The following is a 15,912-nucleotide window of genomic DNA, read 5'->3' as shown; positions in this document are numbered from 1 at the left end:
GCAATTCACCTGAACTTGGAAGGCTGTTGGCCATGGTGATAGCGCAGCCCGAGCGGGGCGGGCTGCTGCCCGAACGGACGGCACCCCATCGCGGATCGCTCGCCACCACCGCCTGCATGGAGACACTGCAGGTGGGCTATCTGCACGCCGTCGCCGCTGCGGCCGGCTGCTCGCTGTCGCAACCCTTTCCGGACAACGGCATCGACTGGCACGTCAGTCACGGCTCGCCCGGGCACACGGTGGACGACGAGGTCACGATAAAAGTGCAGCTCAAGTGCACTTACCAGATCCCGCCGAATCCACCGGGACGTTCCTTCTCCTTCACACTCGACAACGACCATCTGCGCAAGCTCGCCCGCACACCGGTATCGGTGCACAAGATCCTGGTCGTCATGCTCGTCCCGCGTTCCCAGGACGACTGGCTGCGCGCCAGCCACGACCGGCTCGACCTGCGGCACTGCTGCTACTGGGTCAACCTCGCCGGTCACGCGATCACCGGCAGGACCCGGACCACCGTGCGAATACCGACCTCGCGCATCTTCGACGACCGGGCGCTGTGCGAGATCATGACGCGGGTCGGGACGGGAGGCAGGCCATGAGGCACCGCTCGGTCGAGGAACACCTGCGGACGGTACGTCCGCATCCCGACGACCATGCCGCCGACGCGGCGTGGGACCGCGCCCCCGAACCCGCCCAGGTCGACCCCGGCGTCCTCGCCGCCCTGCTGCGCCGGCACGGCTGGCAGCGGCGCGGCGGCGCCGCCGGACGGTACGGCCGCTGGACCCCACCCGGGCCCGGCGGCTCGGGCACCAGCCTGCTGGTCCCCGAGAGCCGGGCCTTCCCCGACAGCGACGACCTCCTCGGCGAGGCGCTCATCGCGCTCGCCCGCAGCAACACCCCCTCCGCCCGCGAGGTCCTCGTCGGCCTCGCCGTGCCGAGCGACGAGATCCGCTGGTGGCGCGACATCCCGACCGGACCGGCAGGGGCCGCGTCCTGGACGGTCGAGGAGCAACTCCGCGCCGCCGCCCGCCAGATGCTGCTCGCCGCCGCACTCGCCACACGCGCGCGTGCCGGTTACTACGGCGCCCGCCACCGCCGCCCCGCCGCGGCATCCCTGGAACACGTCCTCGTCGGCTCCGCACCCGGCGGCCGCCAGCTCACCGCGTTCGTCCCCGTCGATACCGGCCGCGCCCTCGCCGTACGCCTCCACCAGGCCCTGTACGCCACCCGCGAGGCCATCGACTACGAGCGGGCCACCGGCGGCATGGACGCCTTCGACGGAGCCGTCGAGGCAGGCGTCAGCCGGGAGTTGACCGAGGCCGTCGTCGCGCTCGTGCGTGGCACGGAGGGTGCCCGGATCGCCGTCGAGTGGGCGCCCGGCGCGGGTGTCCCCGAGGGCTGTGCCGCGCCCGCCGAGGCCGTCGAGTTCTCGCCCGGCGACCTGCCCGTGCTGCGCGCGGCCGGGGCCCGCTATCTGCGCGAGGAGCCGGCCATGCCGGTGCGCATCACCGGTTCGGTGGTGCGGATGCGCAGGTCGGGGCCGCGCGGCGAAGGCACCGTACGGATGCAGGTGATCGCCGGCGCCGAGGTCGGGCACGTCCGGATGACCCTGGACGAGGAGTCGTATCGCATAGCTGGGCACGCCCACCTCGTCGGGCTGCCGGTGCGGGTGCACGGGCGGCTGGAGAGCCGGGGCGGCTTCCGCCGGCTGACCGGCGCCTCCGGGGTCGTACCCGTACAGGTGGACGAGGCGGAGCGGGACCGGCTGATGAAGTCCCTCCAGGAGAACCTCGACTTCTTCGAGGAGGCGTGCACCGGGGAGGACTGAGGGAGGGGGGAGTGCGGCAACCGTTTCGCGGTGGGCACCGTAGGGTCGGTACGATCCCCTATTGCGCGCGCTCACGGTATGGCGCCGCATCCACCCTGCAGTCAGGAGAGACCGGTGTCAGACGTCCGTGTGATCATCCAACGCGATTCCGAGCGGGAAGAGCGCACGGTGACGACGGGCACCACGGCCGCGGAGCTCTTCGCCGGCGAGCGCTCGATCATCGCCGCTCGCGTGGCCGGGGAGCTCAAGGACCTGGCGTACGAGGTGAAGGACGGCGAGGAGGTCGAGCCGGTCGAGATCTCCTCCACCGACGGCCTCAACATCCTGCGCCACTCCACCGCGCACGTCATGGCGCAGGCCGTGCAGGAGCTCTTCCCCGAGGCCAAGCTCGGCATCGGCCCGCCGGTCAAGGACGGCTTCTACTACGACTTCGACGTCGAGCGGCCGTTCACGCCCGAGGATCTCAAGGCCATCGAGAAGAAGATGCAGGAGATCCAGAAGCGGGGGCAGAAGTTCTCGCGCCGCGTGGTCACCGACGAGGACGCCCGCGAGGAGCTGGCGAACGAGCCGTACAAGCTCGAACTCATCGGCATCAAGGGCTCCGCGTCCACGGACGACGGCGCGGACGTCGAGGTCGGCGGCGGCGAGCTGACGATCTACGACAACCTCGACGCCAAGACCGGCGACCTGTGCTGGAAGGACCTCTGCCGCGGTCCGCACCTGCCGACCACGCGCAACATCCCGGCGTTCAAGCTGATGCGCAACGCGGCCGCCTACTGGCGCGGCAGCGAGAAGAACCCCATGCTCCAGCGCATCTACGGCACCGCCTGGCCCTCCAAGGAGGAGCTGAAGGCGCACCTCGACTTCCTGGTCGAGGCCGAGAAGCGCGACCACCGCAAGCTGGGCAGCGAGCTGGACCTGTTCTCCATCCCGGAGCAGATCGGCTCGGGCCTGGCCGTCTTCCATCCCAAGGGCGGTGTCGTCCGCCGGGTCATGGAGGACTACTCGCGGCGCCGTCACGAGGAGGAGGGCTACGAGTTCGTCTACACCCCGCACGCGACGAAGGGGAAGCTCTTCGAGACGTCCGGGCACCTGGACTGGTACGCCGACGGCATGTACCCGCCCATGCAGCTCGACGAGGGCGTGGACTACTACCTCAAGCCCATGAACTGCCCGATGCACAACCTGATCTTCGACGCGCGCGGCCGCTCGTACCGTGAACTGCCGCTGCGCCTCTTCGAGTTCGGGACCGTGTACCGGTACGAGAAGTCCGGCGTCGTGCACGGTCTGACCCGCGCGCGCGGCTTCACGCAGGACGACGCGCACATCTACTGCACGCGCGAGCAGATGGCCGACGAGCTGGACAAGACGCTCACCTTCGTCCTCAACCTGCTGCGGGACTACGGCCTGACGGACTTCTACCTGGAGCTCTCCACCAAGGACCCGGAGAAGTTCGTCGGCTCGGACGAGGTCTGGGAAGAGGCCACCGAGACGCTGCGCCAGGTCGCCGAGAAGCAGGGGCTGCCGCTCGTTCCCGACCCGGGCGGGGCCGCGTTCTACGGCCCGAAGATCTCCGTCCAGACGAAGGACGCGATCGGCCGGACCTGGCAGATGTCCACCGTCCAGCTGGACTTCAACCTGCCGGAGCGCTTCGACCTGGAGTACACCGGTCCTGACGGTTCCAAGCAGCGGCCGGTCATGATCCACCGGGCGCTGTTCGGGTCCATCGAGCGGTTTTTCGCGGTGCTTCTCGAGCACTACGCGGGTGCGTTCCCGGCGTGGCTGGCTCCGGTGCAGGCGGTCGGCATCCCGATCGGGGACGGGCATGTCGAGTACCTGGAGAAGTTCGCCGTAGCGGCGAAGAAGAAGGGGCTGCGCGTCGAGGTCGACTCGTCCTCGGACCGGATGCAGAAGAAGATCCGCAACGCGCAGAAGCAGAAGGTCCCGTTCATGGTCATCGTCGGCGACGAGGACATGAACGCGGGTACGGTGTCCTTCCGTTACCGCGACGGCTCGCAGGAGAACGGCATCGCGTTCGACGACGCCATCGCGAAGATCGAGCAGGTCGTGGCGGACCGGGCGCAGGTCTGAGTCCGCTGTTGCAGGTCTGAGTCCGCTGTTGTCCGGGAGGCTCTCGGGGAGTTCAGATCCCCGGGGGCCTCTCGTCGTCCTCCCGCGTGAAGACCTGGAGCAGCCAGGAGGCGAAGGTTCCGGTGACCGCGCCGAGCAGGGCCAGGCCGATGGCCATCATGCCTACGGCGATGAGGCGGCCGAGCGCGGTGACGGGGGCCACGTCGCCGTAGCCGACCGTCGCGAAGGTCGCGCAGGTCCACCACACGGCGTCGCCGAAGGTCTTTATCGTCGCGCCCGGAGCCGCGTGTTCCTCGTGGTAGACGGAGAGGGCGCCGGCGAAGCCCAGCAGGACGGTGGACAGTCCGGCGTAGACGATCACGCGCGCGTGCAGGGCGAGTCGGGGCTGTCCGCGCCGTCGCTGGACGGCCTCGTACACCCTGACGACGCGCAGCGGTCGCAGCAGGGGCAGGAGCAGGACCAGGGTGTCCAGCCAGTGTGTGCGGACGAAGCGCAGCCGCTGGCCGCTCAGCCGCCAGCGGACCGCGTAGTCGACGGCGAAGAGCGCCCAGGCGGCGAACAGCACGGCGAGGCAGAGGTCCTGCCAGGTGTCCGGGAGACCGTGGGCCAGGATGCGCACCGCGTACGCGGCGAGGAAGACCAGCGACGCCACGGCGAGGGGGACCTCCGTGCGCTGCTCCCAGCGGGCCTTGCGGCTGTCGTCGTCCATCGGCCCAGCTTGGCGCGGGAGGGGTTTCGCGCAACCCCGGCGACACGCCGCGAACGAGCGAAGCCATATGCTTCCCTGCATGACGAGTGAGCCGGAGCAGCAGATCGGAGTGGGCACGCCGGACGCGTTCCAGCGCCTCTGGACGCCCCACCGGATGGCCTACATCCAGGGCGAGAACAAGCCGACCGGTCCCGGTGCCGACGACGGTTGCCCCTTCTGCTCGATTCCGGCCAAATCGGACGAGGACGGGCTGATCGTCAGGCGGGGTGAGCTGGTGTACGGGGTGCTCAATCTGTACCCGTACAACGGCGGCCATCTGATGGTCGTGCCCTACCGTCACGTCGCGGACTACACCGACCTGACGGACGCGGAGACCGTGGAGCTGGCGGCCCTCACCAAGCAGGCGATGACGGCCCTGCGTTCCGCTTCCGGTGCCCACGGCTTCAACATCGGCATGAACCAGGGGAGCGTGGCGGGCGCGGGTATCGCCGCCCACCTGCACCAGCACATCGTCCCGCGCTGGGGCGGCGACACGAACTTCATGCCGGTGGTCGGCCACACGAAGGTGCTGCCTCAACTCCTCGCGGACACACGGAAGATGCTGGCGGAGGCGTGGCCCACGGCGTGAGCCACGCGGCTTGAACTTCGGGTCGGCATCATCCAGCCCGTCCGGCGTTTGAGGACGAGGCCGTTCAGGCCGACAGCGGGGGTCTGGGGGCACAGCCCCCAGAGGTCGGCCCCGATGTACCCGCACGCGACCTGCTCAACCGCCGGAGGCCTACGCGTCGTAGAGATCGGCCTTCCTGGGTGACGCGTCCTGCACGTTCGTGCTGAGGAACGACGAGCGGTTGCCGAACTTCTCCGTGTCCACGCCGTTCTCGTCCAGGACGCGGATCGCCGCGGCGTGCACCACGCGCAGGACCGGTGTCGCGGCGCGCAGCGCGTCGTCCGCCATGAAGCGGTGGCGCCAGGGCTGGTCGGCCCAGGCGTGCCGCAGGCCGAACGGCTCGGGCAGGGATATGGAACCGCCGAGCCAGTTCAACAGCGGCGGGTACCAGGTGATCGGGGCGCGCACGGCGAGGCGTACGACCTCGTCGGCGGGGACGAGCGGGAGCTTGACCTTGCGGGTCTCCCACGGCTTGAGGGTCTTCTGGACGTCCTTCGAGGGGGCCTCGGGCTTTCCGGTGAACAGGGAGTTCACGGGCCCCAGGGCATGCCCGGTGATCTCGATGCGCAGCGTCTTGTGCAGCACGGTGACCGTGATCATCATGGTGATGACCAACTGCCCTTCCCAGAGCGTCCATTGGACGCCCAGGTAGTGCCGGTCGCCGGCGCCGAACTGCTGCTTGTTGCAGATGTCCTGTATCGCGTGCGTCTTCACCTGGTACGCGTCGACGTCCGTGCCCTCGGGCCGGGACACGGCCTTGGCGCCCTCGCCGATCGGCGTGACGACCCAGTGGCGTATGGACGCCTTCGGGAAGCCGCCGGTGTTGATCGTGTTCCGCTCCAGCATGCGCAGGTCGTCGTGGATGTTGCGGATGACGTCCCAGCTGCGGAAGGGGTGGATCTCCCGGTCGGCGTCCCGCGCGATCAGGTCCTCGGCGAGCTGCCAGCTGCCCCAGCGGGTGCCCATGCCGAGGATGCCCTTGGGCCCGGCGTAGAAGATGGAGTTGGACTGCTGCTCGGCGCTGAGCTTGGCCAGGGACTGGCGGAGCTGCTCGGCCTGCGTCTCGCCGGGGCTGGTCGGTACCGCCTCGGGGACCTTGGCGCCGACGCTGCTGCCGGACAGCAGACTGTCCCAGCGTCCGCGCAGATCCTTCGCGGTGTTCTCGCAGACCTGCTTGGCCCACAGCCAGCCGACCACGGGCAGGATGACGCACGCGCGTGCGTACCAGGACCAGAAGCCGTGGAACGGCATCTTGATCAGGAAGATCACGGCGACGGCACCCACCGCGACGAGCAGGGTCGTGGCGATCGCGCCGGCCCTCTTGTTCGCCTGGGTGCGCTTGTCGACCAGGCTGCGCAACTGGAAGACCAGCAGCCAGACGACGAGCCCGGGCAGGAAGAGCAGGCCGCACAGCACCATGATCATGGACAGCCTGTTGTCCCGCGCGCGCCGGATGTTGTTGGCCGCCAGGGCGTGCTCGACGACGGACTGCGGTTCGGTGCCGAACGACTGGATGAGCGGCTTGCGTCCGGGGCCGAGCATGCGGGCCACCAGGGCGCCGGAGAACGCCTCACCGAGGTTGGGGCGGAAGATCGTCGCCCACTTGCGGCCCTCGTTGACGGCCGTCTGGTGCCATTCGTTGTCGGCCTTCTTGATGTCGGCCACCGGGTTGTCCCGGTAGGCCGCCGAGGCCAGCGCGAAGGTCGCCGTCTGCCCCTCGTCGCCGGTACGCGGCACCTGTGGTCCGAAGATGTCCGCGTAACCGCTGTCAACGGTCATTACCGCCCCCGATCGCCGCTGCTCCCGCTTCTGCGGCTTTCCCGACTTCCGTGCTCCGCACACCTGTTGATCAGGTCATCAGCGTATCGGCAGCCACTGACATTCGTTGGCGGACAGTAGAAGCTGCCCGCCAACCCGGAAGTGATCGTTCCATTCAGGCCACTTGTGGGTCGCCGCACGCCACAAGTGGGCCGTCCGGCATCAACTGCTAGGCGTCGCCCGCCTCTTCGCGGATCCGTTCGGCGACCTGCGGAGGCATCGGTTCGTGGCGGGCGTACGTACGGTTGAAGCGCGCGGTGCCGTGCGAGAGGGAGCGGAGGTCGACGGCGTAGCGGCCGATCTCTATCTCCGGTACCTCGGCGCGGATCAGGGTGCGTCCGCCGGTCGTCTGCTCGGTGCCGAGGACCCGGCCGCGCCGCCCGGACAGGTCGCTCATCACCGCGCCCACGTAGTCGTCGCCGACCAGCACGGTCACCTCGGCCACCGGTTCCAGGAGATGGATCTTCGCGTCGACCGCGGCCTCCCGCAGGGCGAGCGCCCCGGCCGTCTGGAACGCGGCGTCCGAGGAGTCCACCGAGTGCGCCTTGCCGTCCAGGAGCGTGATCCGTACGTCCAGAAGAGGATGGCCGGCCGCAACTCCCCTCGCTGCCTGGGCCCTTACGCCCTTCTCCACCGACGGGATGAACTGCCGCGGCACCGCGCCGCCGATGACCTTGTCCACGAACTCGATGCCCGTGCCGCCCGGCAGCGGTTCGACCTCGATCTCGCAGATCGCGAACTGCCCGTGCCCGCCGGACTGTTTGACGTGCCGGCCGCGCCCCTGCGCCTTGGCGGCGAACGTCTCCCGTAGGGAGACCTTGTGCGGCACGAGATCGACCTGGACGCCGTAGCGGTTGCGCAGCCGTTCCAGGGCGACGTCCGCGTGGGCCTCGCCGAGGCACCACAGGACGACCTGGTGGGTGTCCTGGTTCTGCTCCAGGCGCATGGTGGGGTCCTCGGCGACGAGCCTGCTCAGGCCCTGCGAGAGCTTGTCCTCGTCCGCCTTGCTGTGTGCCTGGATGGCCAGCGGCAGCAGGGGGTCGGGCATCTCCCAGGGCTCCATGAGCAGCGGGTCGTCCTTGGCCGAAAGGGTGTCCCCGGTCTCCGCGCGGCCCAGCTTCGCCACGCACGCGAGGTCGCCCGCGATGCAGTGCGTGAGCGCCCGCTGCTGCTTGCCGAAGGGTGCGGACAGGGCGCCGACGCGTTCGTCGACGTCGTGGTCCTCGTGCCCGCGGTCGGCGAGCCCGTGCCCGGAGACATGGACGGTCGCGTCGGGCCGCAGCGTCCCGGAGAAGACGCGGACCAGGGAGACCCGGCCGACGTACGGGTCGGAGGCGGTCTTCACGACCTCGGCGACCAGCGGCCCGTTCGGGTCGCACGCCTTCAGCTCCCGCGCCCTGCCGTCGACCGTGGTGACCCCGGGCGCCGCGCGCTCCAGCGGGGTCGGGAAGCCGCCTGTGATCAGCTCCAGGAGCTCGACGGTGCCGAGACCCTGCCGGGCGCCCTCGGCGGCGGGAGCGGCCGCCAGAACCGGGAAGAAGACCCCGCGCGCGACGGCCCGCTCCAGGTCGCCGATCAGCGTCTTGACGTCGATCTCCTCGCCGCCGAGATAGCGGTCCATGAGGGTCTCGTCCTCGCTCTCCGCGATGATCCCCTCGATGAGCCGGTTGCGGGCCTCCTCGATCCGCGGCAGCTGGTCGGACCCGGGCTCGGACTCCTTGCGCTCCCCGGAGGCGTAGTCGAACACCTTCTGCGACAGCAGCCCGACCAGACCGGTCACGGGCGCGTGCCCGTCCGGTCCCGGCGCGCCGTGCAACGGCAGGTACAGCGGGAGTACGGCGTCGGGGTCGTCCGCGCCGAAGGCCTCCGCGCAGTACCGGGTCATCGACTCGAAGTCCGCGCGCGCCGACTCCAGATGTGTGATGACGATGGCGCGCGGCATGCCGACCGCCGCGCACTCCTCCCACACCATGCGGGTCGAGCCGTCCACGCCGTCGGAGGCCGAGACGACGAAGAGGGCCGCGTCCGCCGCTCGCAGACCGGCCCTCAACTCGCCGACGAAATCGGCGTACCCGGGGGTGTCGAGAAGATTGACCTTGTACCCGTCCCAGTCGACGGGCACCAGGGAGAGCTGCACCGAGCGCTGCTGCCGGTGCTCGATCTCGTCGTAGTCGGAGACGGTGCCGCCGTCCTCCACGCGGCCCGCCCGGTTCACGGCCCCCGCGGTCAGCGCGAGGGCCTCCACCAGAGTCGTCTTGCCCGATCCGGAGTGGCCGACCAGCACCACATTCCGTACGGACGCGGGGTGGTCGGCCGCTGTAGCCCTGCCGGCGGCTCCGGGGTGTGCGTTCGCCTTGTCGCCCATGGCCTTGCCTCCCGTGCACGGTGAGGTCACTGTGGGCGCGGACACACGCAGCCGCGTGCGGTGGCGGCTCCGATGACGCCCGCGGTGGTTCGAGCTTTCCACTCCCGTCACGGTGCGTCCATACACCGGACGCGATCCGGCCGTGACGCCGATGGCATCGCCTCGTGCCGCAGCCATTCACAACATGGGCACGCGGGTGCCCGGCCGTCGCCCACGCGCGCGCGTGGCTACGATGGGCCAGCCGGTGGCCAGCAGGGGCCGCGCGGCGAAACCGACCCTCGGGAAGGCCATGCTGAACAAGTACGCGCGTGCATTCTTCACGCGTGTCCTCACGCCGTTCGCCGCGTTTCTGATCCGCCGGGGCGTCAGCCCCGACACGGTCACCCTCCTCGGCACGGCCGGAGTGGTCGCGGGCGCGCTGGTCTTCTACCCCATGGGCGAGTTCTTCTGGGGCACGGTCGTGATCACGCTGTTCGTGTTCTCGGACCTCGTCGACGGCAACATGGCCCGCCAGCTGGGCCGCTCCAGCCGCTGGGGCGCCTTCCTGGACTCCACGCTCGACCGGGTCGCCGACAGCGCGGTCTTCGGCGGCCTGGCTCTCTGGTACGCGGGCGGCGGCGACAACATCGCCCTGTGCGCCGTCTCGATCTTCTGCCTGGCCAGCGGCCAGGTGGTGTCGTACACCAAGGCGCGCGGCGAGTCGATCGGCCTGCCGGTCGCCGTCAACGGCCTGGTCGAGCGGGCCGAGCGGCTCGTGATCTCGCTGGTCGCGTGCGGTCTCGCCGGGCTGCACAAGTTCGGCGTCCCGGGCATCCAGTGGCTGCTGCCCATCGCGCTGTGGATCGTCGCCGTCGGCAGCCTGGTCACGCTGATCCAGCGGGTCGTCACGGTCCGCCGGGAAGCCGCCGAGGCGGACGCCACGGCGGCCCAGGAGGCGACGGAACAGCACAGCAGCGGGGCGACTCCGTGACCAGTGCCCAGGAGCGGCTGACGGACGCGCTCTACGGCCTCGGCTGGAGCGCGGTCAAGAAGCTCCCCGAGCCGGCCGCCGTCCGGCTCGGCCGCACCGTCGCCGACCTCGCCTGGAAGCGGCGCGGCAAGGGCGTACAGCGACTGGAGAGCAACTACGCGCGCGTGGTGCCCGACGCGAGCCCCGAGCGGCTCGCCGAGCTCTCGCGCGCGGGCATGCGCTCGTACCTGCGCTACTGGATGGAGTCCTTCCGGCTCCCCGCCTGGAGTGCCGAGCGCGTGAAGGCCGGCTTCGAGCCCAAGGACGTCCACCACCTGACCGACGGCATCGCCTCCGGCCGCGGTGTCATCCTCGCGCTGCCCCACATGGCCAACTGGGACCTCGCCGGCGCCTGGGTCACCACCAAGCTGGAGACGCCGTTCACCACGGTGGCCGAACGCCTCAAGCCGGAGACGCTCTACGACCGCTTCGTCGCCTACCGCGAGGGCCTCGGCATGGAGGTCCTGCCGCACAGCGGTGGCACCGCCTTCGGCACGCTCGCCCGCCGCCTGCGCGACGGGGGCCTGATCTGCCTGGTCGCCGAACGCGACCTGTCTGCCTCAGGCGTCGAGGTCAAGTTCTTCGGCGAGACCACCAGAATGCCCGCGGGACCGGCGCTCCTCGCCCAGCAGACGGGCGCACTCCTGCTCCCCGTGACGCTCTGGTACGACGACTCTCCAGTCATGAAGGGCCGGGTCCATCCGCCGGTCGAGGTGCCCGAGTCAGGTGACCGGGCCGAGAAGACGTCTGTCATCACACAGGCGCTGGCAGACGCCTTCGCCACCGGCATCGCCGACCACCCGGAGGACTGGCACATGCTGCAGCGCTTGTGGCTCGCGGATCTCGACCCCAGCAAGGGGCCCTCGTGAGGATCGGCATCGTCTGCCCCTACTCCTGGGACGTGCCGGGCGGCGTCCAGTTCCACATCAGGGACCTCGCCGAGTACTTCATCCGGCTCGGCCACGAGGTGTCCGTCCTGGCCCCCGCCGACGACGACACCCCGCTGCCGCCCTACGTCGTCTCGGCCGGCCGCGCGGTCCCGGTGCCGTACAACGGCTCGGTGGCCCGGCTCAACTTCGGCTTCCTGTCCGCCGCCCGGGTCCGACGCTGGCTGCACGACGGCGAGTTCGACGTCATCCACATCCACGAACCGACCTCACCGTCCCTCGGCCTGCTCGCCTGCTGGGCCGCGCAGGGCCCGATCGTCGCCACCTTCCACACCTCGAACCCGCGCTCCCGGGCGATGATCGCCGCGTACGCGATTCTCCAGGCCGCGCTGGAGAAGATCAGCGCGCGGATCGCCGTGAGCGAGTACGCCCGCCGCACACTCGTCGAGCATCTAGGGGGCGACGCGGTCGTCATCCCGAACGGCGTCGACGTCGACTTCTTCGCCCGCGCCGAACCCAAACCCGAGTGGCAAGGCGAGACCATCGGCTTCATAGGGCGCATCGACGAGCCCCGCAAGGGCCTCCCGGTGCTGATGAACGCCCTCCCGAAGATCCTCGCCGAGCGCCCGAACGCCCGACTCCTGGTCGCCGGCCGCGGCGACGAGGAGGAGGCCGTCGAATCGCTCCCCAAGGAACTGCGCTCACGCGTCGAGTTCCTCGGCATGATCAGCGACGACGACAAGGCCCGCTTCCTGCGCAGCATCGACCTCTACGTCGCCCCCAACACCGGCGGCGAGAGCTTCGGCATCATCCTCGTGGAGGCCATGTCGGCAGGCGCCCCCGTCCTCGCCTCCGACCTCCCCGCCTTCGCCCAGGTCCTCGACCAGGGCGTTGCCGGCGAGCTGTTCCCCAACGAGGACCCGGACGCACTCGCCGAGGCGGCCGTACGACTCCTGGGCGACCCCAACCGGCTGGCTGAGCTGCGGCGGAGCGGGAGCTCCCATGTACGGCGGTTCGACTGGTCGACGGTCGGGGCGGACATCCTGTCGGTGTACGAGACGGTGACGGCGGGCGCGGCAGCGGTCGCCACCGACGAACGGACGGGGTTGCGGGCGAGGTTCGGGCTGGCGCGCGACTGAGGGTTGCGGGGTTCTCGCGTCGATGTGACGGGCGGCCCCTCCCAGCCAAGGCCGGACTCACTCAGCCCGTCCGGCGTTTGAGGACGAGGCCGTCAAGGCCGAAGCGGGGGCGTGGGGGCGGCAGCCCCCACAACGCCCACACCAACACCCCGCAGGATGCCCGGCCAACCCCAGTGGAACGGCCCGGTAGCCTTGCCGCCCGTGACCGCAACCCTGATCTGGATCCTCGTCGCCGTCGTGGCGATCGGCCTGTACCTGAGCTGGACCGCGGGACGGCTCGACCGGCTGCACGCCCGGATCGACGCGGCCCGCGCGGCACTCGACGCCCAACTGCTGCGCCGCGCCTCGGTGACCCAGGAACTGGCCACCTCCGGCGTCCTCGACCCGGCCGCCTCGATCGTCCTCTACGAGGCCGCACACGCCGCCCGGCAGGCCGAGGAGGAGCAACGGGAGGTCGCCGAGAGCGAGTTGAGCCAGGCCCTGCGTGCCGTGTTCGCGGAGGCCCCACAGGTCGAGGGCGTCCGCGAGGCACCCGGGGGAGAGGCTGCGGCCCGCGAACTCACCGAGGCGGTACGGCGGGTGCCCATGGCCCGGCGCTTCCACAACGACTCCGTACGCGCCGCCCGCGCCCTGCGCCGGCACCGCAAGGTCCGCTGGTTCCGGCTGGCCGGACACGCGCCCTTCCCGATGGCCTTCGAGATGGACGACGAGCCACCGGCTGCGCTGGTGGACCGGGCCGCGTAGAAGAAAGCGGTACAGCACGGCCGTAGAACACAGCCGTAGAAGACCGCCGTAGGGCACAGCGGTTCGAAAACGATCCACCGGCTGTTCATTGGCCCTTGCTGTGGCCTGCATCTCTGACGTTTCCTCGGTAGCGCAGCAACCCTCTTTCACCGAGTGAGGTCACCCCGTGTCCAGCACCCCCAGCTCCGCCCAGACTCCCGAGACCGGCACCGCGCGCGTGAAGCGCGGCATGGCCGAGCAGCTCAAGGGCGGTGTGATCATGGACGTGGTCAACGCCGAGCAGGCGAAGATCGCCGAGGACGCCGGTGCCGTGGCCGTCATGGCCCTGGAGCGGGTCCCCGCCGACATCCGCAAGGACGGCGGCGTGGCCCGGATGTCCGACCCGACGATGATCGAGGAGATCATCGAGGCGGTCTCCATCCCGGTCATGGCCAAGTCCCGCATCGGCCACTTCGTCGAGGCCCAGGTCCTGCAGTCCCTCGGCGTCGACTACATCGACGAGTCCGAGGTCCTCACCCCGGCCGACGAGGTCAACCACTCCGACAAGTGGGCCTTCACGACTCCCTTCGTCTGCGGTGCCACCAACCTGGGTGAGGCCCTGCGCCGCATCGCCGAGGGCGCCGCCATGATCCGCTCCAAGGGCGAGGCCGGCACCGGCAACGTCGTCGAGGCGGTCCGCCACCTGCGCCAGATCAAGAACGAGATCGCCAAGCTGCGCGGCTTCGACAACAACGAGCTGTACGCCGCCGCCAAGGAGCTGCGCGCCCCGTACGAGATCGTCCGCGAGGTCGCCGAGCTCGGCAAGCTCCCGGTCGTGCTGTTCTCCGCCGGTGGCGTCGCCACCCCCGCCGACGCCGCGCTGATGCGCCAGCTCGGCGCCGAGGGCGTCTTCGTCGGCTCCGGCATCTTCAAGTCCGGCGACCCGGCCAAGCGCGCCGCCGCCATCGTGAAGGCGACCACCTTCTACGACGACCCGAAGATCATCGCGGACGCGTCCCGGAACCTCGGCGAGGCCATGGTCGGCATCAACTGCGACACCCTCCCCGAGACCGAGCGCTACGCCAACCGCGGCTGGTAACCACCCATGGCAGATGTGTCTTCAGCCCCTGTCATCGGCGTCCTGGCCCTCCAGGGCGACGTGCGGGAGCACCTGATCGCCCTGGCCGCGGCCGACGCAGTGGCCAGGCAGATCAGGCGCCCCGAGGAACTCGCTGAGGTGGACGGTCTCGTCATCCCCGGGGGTGAGTCGACCACCATCTCCAAGCTGGCCGTCCTCTTCGGAGTGATGGATCCGCTGCGTGCACGCGTGCGTGCCGGAATGCCTGTCTACGGCACCTGTGCCGGCCTGATCATGCTCGCCGACAAGATCCTCGACCCGCGCTCGGGCCAGGAGACGATCGGCGGTATCGACATGATCGTGCGCCGTAACGCCTTCGGACGTCAGAACGAGTCCTTCGAAGCAGCTGTCGACGTCCGGGGCATTGAGGGCGATCCTGTGGAGGGCGTCTTCATCCGCGCCCCCTGGGTCGAGTCCGTCGGTGCCGAGACCGAGGTCCTCGCCGAACACGAGGGCCACATCGTCGCGGTCCGCCAGGGCAACGCGCTCGCCACGTCGTTCCACCCGGAACTGACCGGCGACCACCGCGTGCACTCCCTGTTCGTCGACATGGTGCGCGCGAACCTGGCTCCAGGGTCCTAGTAGGATCTCTGGGGTTCGTAAAGAGTTGGGTTACGCGAAGGAGACAGGCAGATGTCCGGCCACTCTAAATGGGCTACGACGAAGCACAAGAAGGCCGTGATCGACGCCAAGCGCGGCAAGCTCTTCGCGAAGATGATCAAGAACATCGAGGTCGCGGCCCGTACCGGTGGTGCCGATGTGTCCGGCAACCCGACGCTGTTCGACGCCATCCAGAAGGCCAAGAAGAGCTCGGTCCCGAACAAGAACATCGACTCCGCGGTCAAGCGCGGCGCCGGTCTCGAAGCCGGTGGCGCCGACTACGAGACGATCATGTACGAGGGTTACGGCCCGAACGGTGTCGCGGTGCTCATCGAGTGCCTCACCGACAACCGCAACCGCGCCGCCTCTGACGTGCGTGTCGCCATGACCCGCAACGGCGGGAACATGGCCGACCCCGGCTCCGTCTCGTACCTCTTCAACCGCAAGGGTGTCGTGATCGTCCCCAAGGGTGAGCTGGGCGAGGACGACGTCCTCGGTGCCGTGCTCGACGCCGGTGCCGAAGAGGTCAACGACCTGGGCGACACCTTCGAGGTCATCTCCGAGGCCACCGACCTGGTCGCGGTCCGCACCGCGCTCCAGGACGCCGGCATCGACTACGACTCCGCCGACGCCAACTTCGTCCCGACCATGCAGGTCGAGCTCGACGAGGACGGCGCCCGCAAGATCTTCAAGCTGATCGACGCCCTGGAGGACAGCGACGACGTGCAGAACGTCTTCGCCAACTTCGACGTCAGCGACGAGGTCATGGAGAAGGTCGACGCGTAGCGCTGCCGCGAGCTGAGCGGGATTTCGGCGGGGGGCCGGGGCCCCCACCCCCCGGCCCCCCCCCCGGGGGGGGGGGGGGGCTAGCGAGGCGGCGGGGAAAAAAAAAAAACCCCCGGGCCCCAGACGACACATAGGTAAGACCCCCCAGGCAC

14 protein-coding genes are annotated in these 15,912 nt (G+C 69.9%); 11 read left to right on the top strand and 3 right to left on the bottom strand.

Going from position 1 to position 15,912, the window contains the following annotated elements:
- The first annotated feature begins 32 nt into the window (after window positions 1-32).
- The 3 genes from ACGFY9_RS43350 to thrS all read left to right on the top strand — a co-directional run bounded on the left by ACGFY9_RS43350 (window position 33) and on the right by thrS (window position 3,919).
- Window positions 33-599, top strand: a complete 567-nt coding sequence (locus ACGFY9_RS43350; protein ID WP_200689140.1) for a DUF4365 domain-containing protein — start codon at window positions 33-35, stop codon at window positions 597-599.
- Entirely contained in the window at window positions 596-1,828 is a 1,233-nt protein-coding gene (locus ACGFY9_RS43345; RefSeq protein ID WP_393763785.1) for a hypothetical protein, read from the top strand. The genes ACGFY9_RS43350 and ACGFY9_RS43345 overlap by 4 nt, the downstream gene beginning before the upstream one ends.
- Window positions 1,829-1,942: 114 nt before the next feature.
- Complete coding sequence (gene thrS, locus ACGFY9_RS43340) at window positions 1,943-3,919, top strand: threonine--tRNA ligase (protein ID WP_393763783.1); 1,977 nt, start codon at window positions 1,943-1,945, stop codon at window positions 3,917-3,919.
- Window positions 3,920-3,971: 52 nt separating this feature from the next.
- On the opposite strand, the gene ACGFY9_RS43335 is transcribed toward thrS, so the two are convergent.
- The gene (locus ACGFY9_RS43335; protein WP_393763781.1) at window positions 3,972-4,628 is read right to left on the bottom strand and encodes a potassium channel family protein; all 657 of its coding nucleotides are present in this window, start codon (window positions 4,626-4,628) and stop codon (window positions 3,972-3,974) included.
- A 67-nt stretch (window positions 4,629-4,695) separates the two neighbouring features.
- Here ACGFY9_RS43335 and ACGFY9_RS43330 point away from each other — a divergent pair, with 67 nt between their 5' ends.
- A complete protein-coding gene (locus tag ACGFY9_RS43330; protein WP_393763779.1) occupies window positions 4,696-5,256 on the top strand; it encodes an HIT family protein in 561 nt (186 codons plus the stop codon).
- A gap of 150 nt (window positions 5,257-5,406) precedes the next feature.
- On the opposite strand, the gene ACGFY9_RS43325 is transcribed toward ACGFY9_RS43330, so the two are convergent.
- Window positions 5,407-7,074: a hypothetical protein gene (locus tag ACGFY9_RS43325; protein ID WP_393763777.1), complete on the bottom strand. Its 1,668-nt coding sequence runs from the start codon at window positions 7,072-7,074 to the stop codon at window positions 5,407-5,409.
- A gap of 208 nt (window positions 7,075-7,282) precedes the next feature.
- Window positions 7,283-9,478, bottom strand: a complete 2,196-nt coding sequence (locus ACGFY9_RS43320) for an elongation factor G-like protein EF-G2 (RefSeq protein WP_393763776.1) — start codon at window positions 9,476-9,478, stop codon at window positions 7,283-7,285.
- 232 nt (window positions 9,479-9,710) lie between these two features.
- Here ACGFY9_RS43320 and pgsA point away from each other — a divergent pair, with 232 nt between their 5' ends.
- The 7 genes from pgsA (at window position 9,711) to ACGFY9_RS43285 (ending at window position 15,760) form a co-directional block, all read left to right on the top strand.
- On the top strand, window positions 9,711-10,448 hold the full coding sequence (gene pgsA, locus ACGFY9_RS43315; protein WP_393763824.1) for a phosphatidylinositol phosphate synthase: 738 nt from the start codon (window positions 9,711-9,713) through the stop codon (window positions 10,446-10,448).
- Window positions 10,445-11,356 (top strand): phosphatidylinositol mannoside acyltransferase, encoded by a 912-nt coding sequence (locus ACGFY9_RS43310; protein ID WP_393763774.1) that lies wholly within the window; start codon window positions 10,445-10,447, stop codon window positions 11,354-11,356. Before pgsA ends, ACGFY9_RS43310 begins: the two co-directional genes overlap by 4 nt.
- Window positions 11,353-12,513, top strand: a complete 1,161-nt coding sequence (locus ACGFY9_RS43305) for a glycosyltransferase family 4 protein (protein ID WP_393763772.1) — start codon at window positions 11,353-11,355, stop codon at window positions 12,511-12,513. Before ACGFY9_RS43310 ends, ACGFY9_RS43305 begins: the two co-directional genes overlap by 4 nt.
- A 201-nt stretch (window positions 12,514-12,714) precedes the next feature.
- A complete protein-coding gene (locus ACGFY9_RS43300) occupies window positions 12,715-13,257 on the top strand; it encodes a hypothetical protein (RefSeq protein WP_366434270.1) in 543 nt (180 codons plus the stop codon).
- 166 nt (window positions 13,258-13,423) lie between these two features.
- Entirely contained in the window at window positions 13,424-14,335 is a 912-nt protein-coding gene (gene pdxS, locus ACGFY9_RS43295) for a pyridoxal 5'-phosphate synthase lyase subunit PdxS (protein WP_200686525.1), read from the top strand.
- A gap of 15 nt (window positions 14,336-14,350) precedes the next feature.
- Window positions 14,351-14,956: a pyridoxal 5'-phosphate synthase glutaminase subunit PdxT gene (gene pdxT, locus ACGFY9_RS43290; RefSeq protein ID WP_393763769.1), complete on the top strand. Its 606-nt coding sequence runs from the start codon at window positions 14,351-14,353 to the stop codon at window positions 14,954-14,956.
- A 51-nt stretch (window positions 14,957-15,007) separates the two neighbouring features.
- On the top strand, window positions 15,008-15,760 hold the full coding sequence (locus tag ACGFY9_RS43285; RefSeq protein ID WP_033282259.1) for a YebC/PmpR family DNA-binding transcriptional regulator: 753 nt from the start codon (window positions 15,008-15,010) through the stop codon (window positions 15,758-15,760).
- Window positions 15,761-15,912 lie beyond the last annotated feature (152 nt).

It is taken from the genome of Streptomyces sp. NPDC048504, assembly GCF_043200035.1.
Taxonomy (GTDB): Bacteria; Actinomycetota; Actinomycetes; order Streptomycetales; family Streptomycetaceae; genus Streptomyces.
This window is presented reverse-complemented; position numbering and strand designations above follow the sequence as displayed.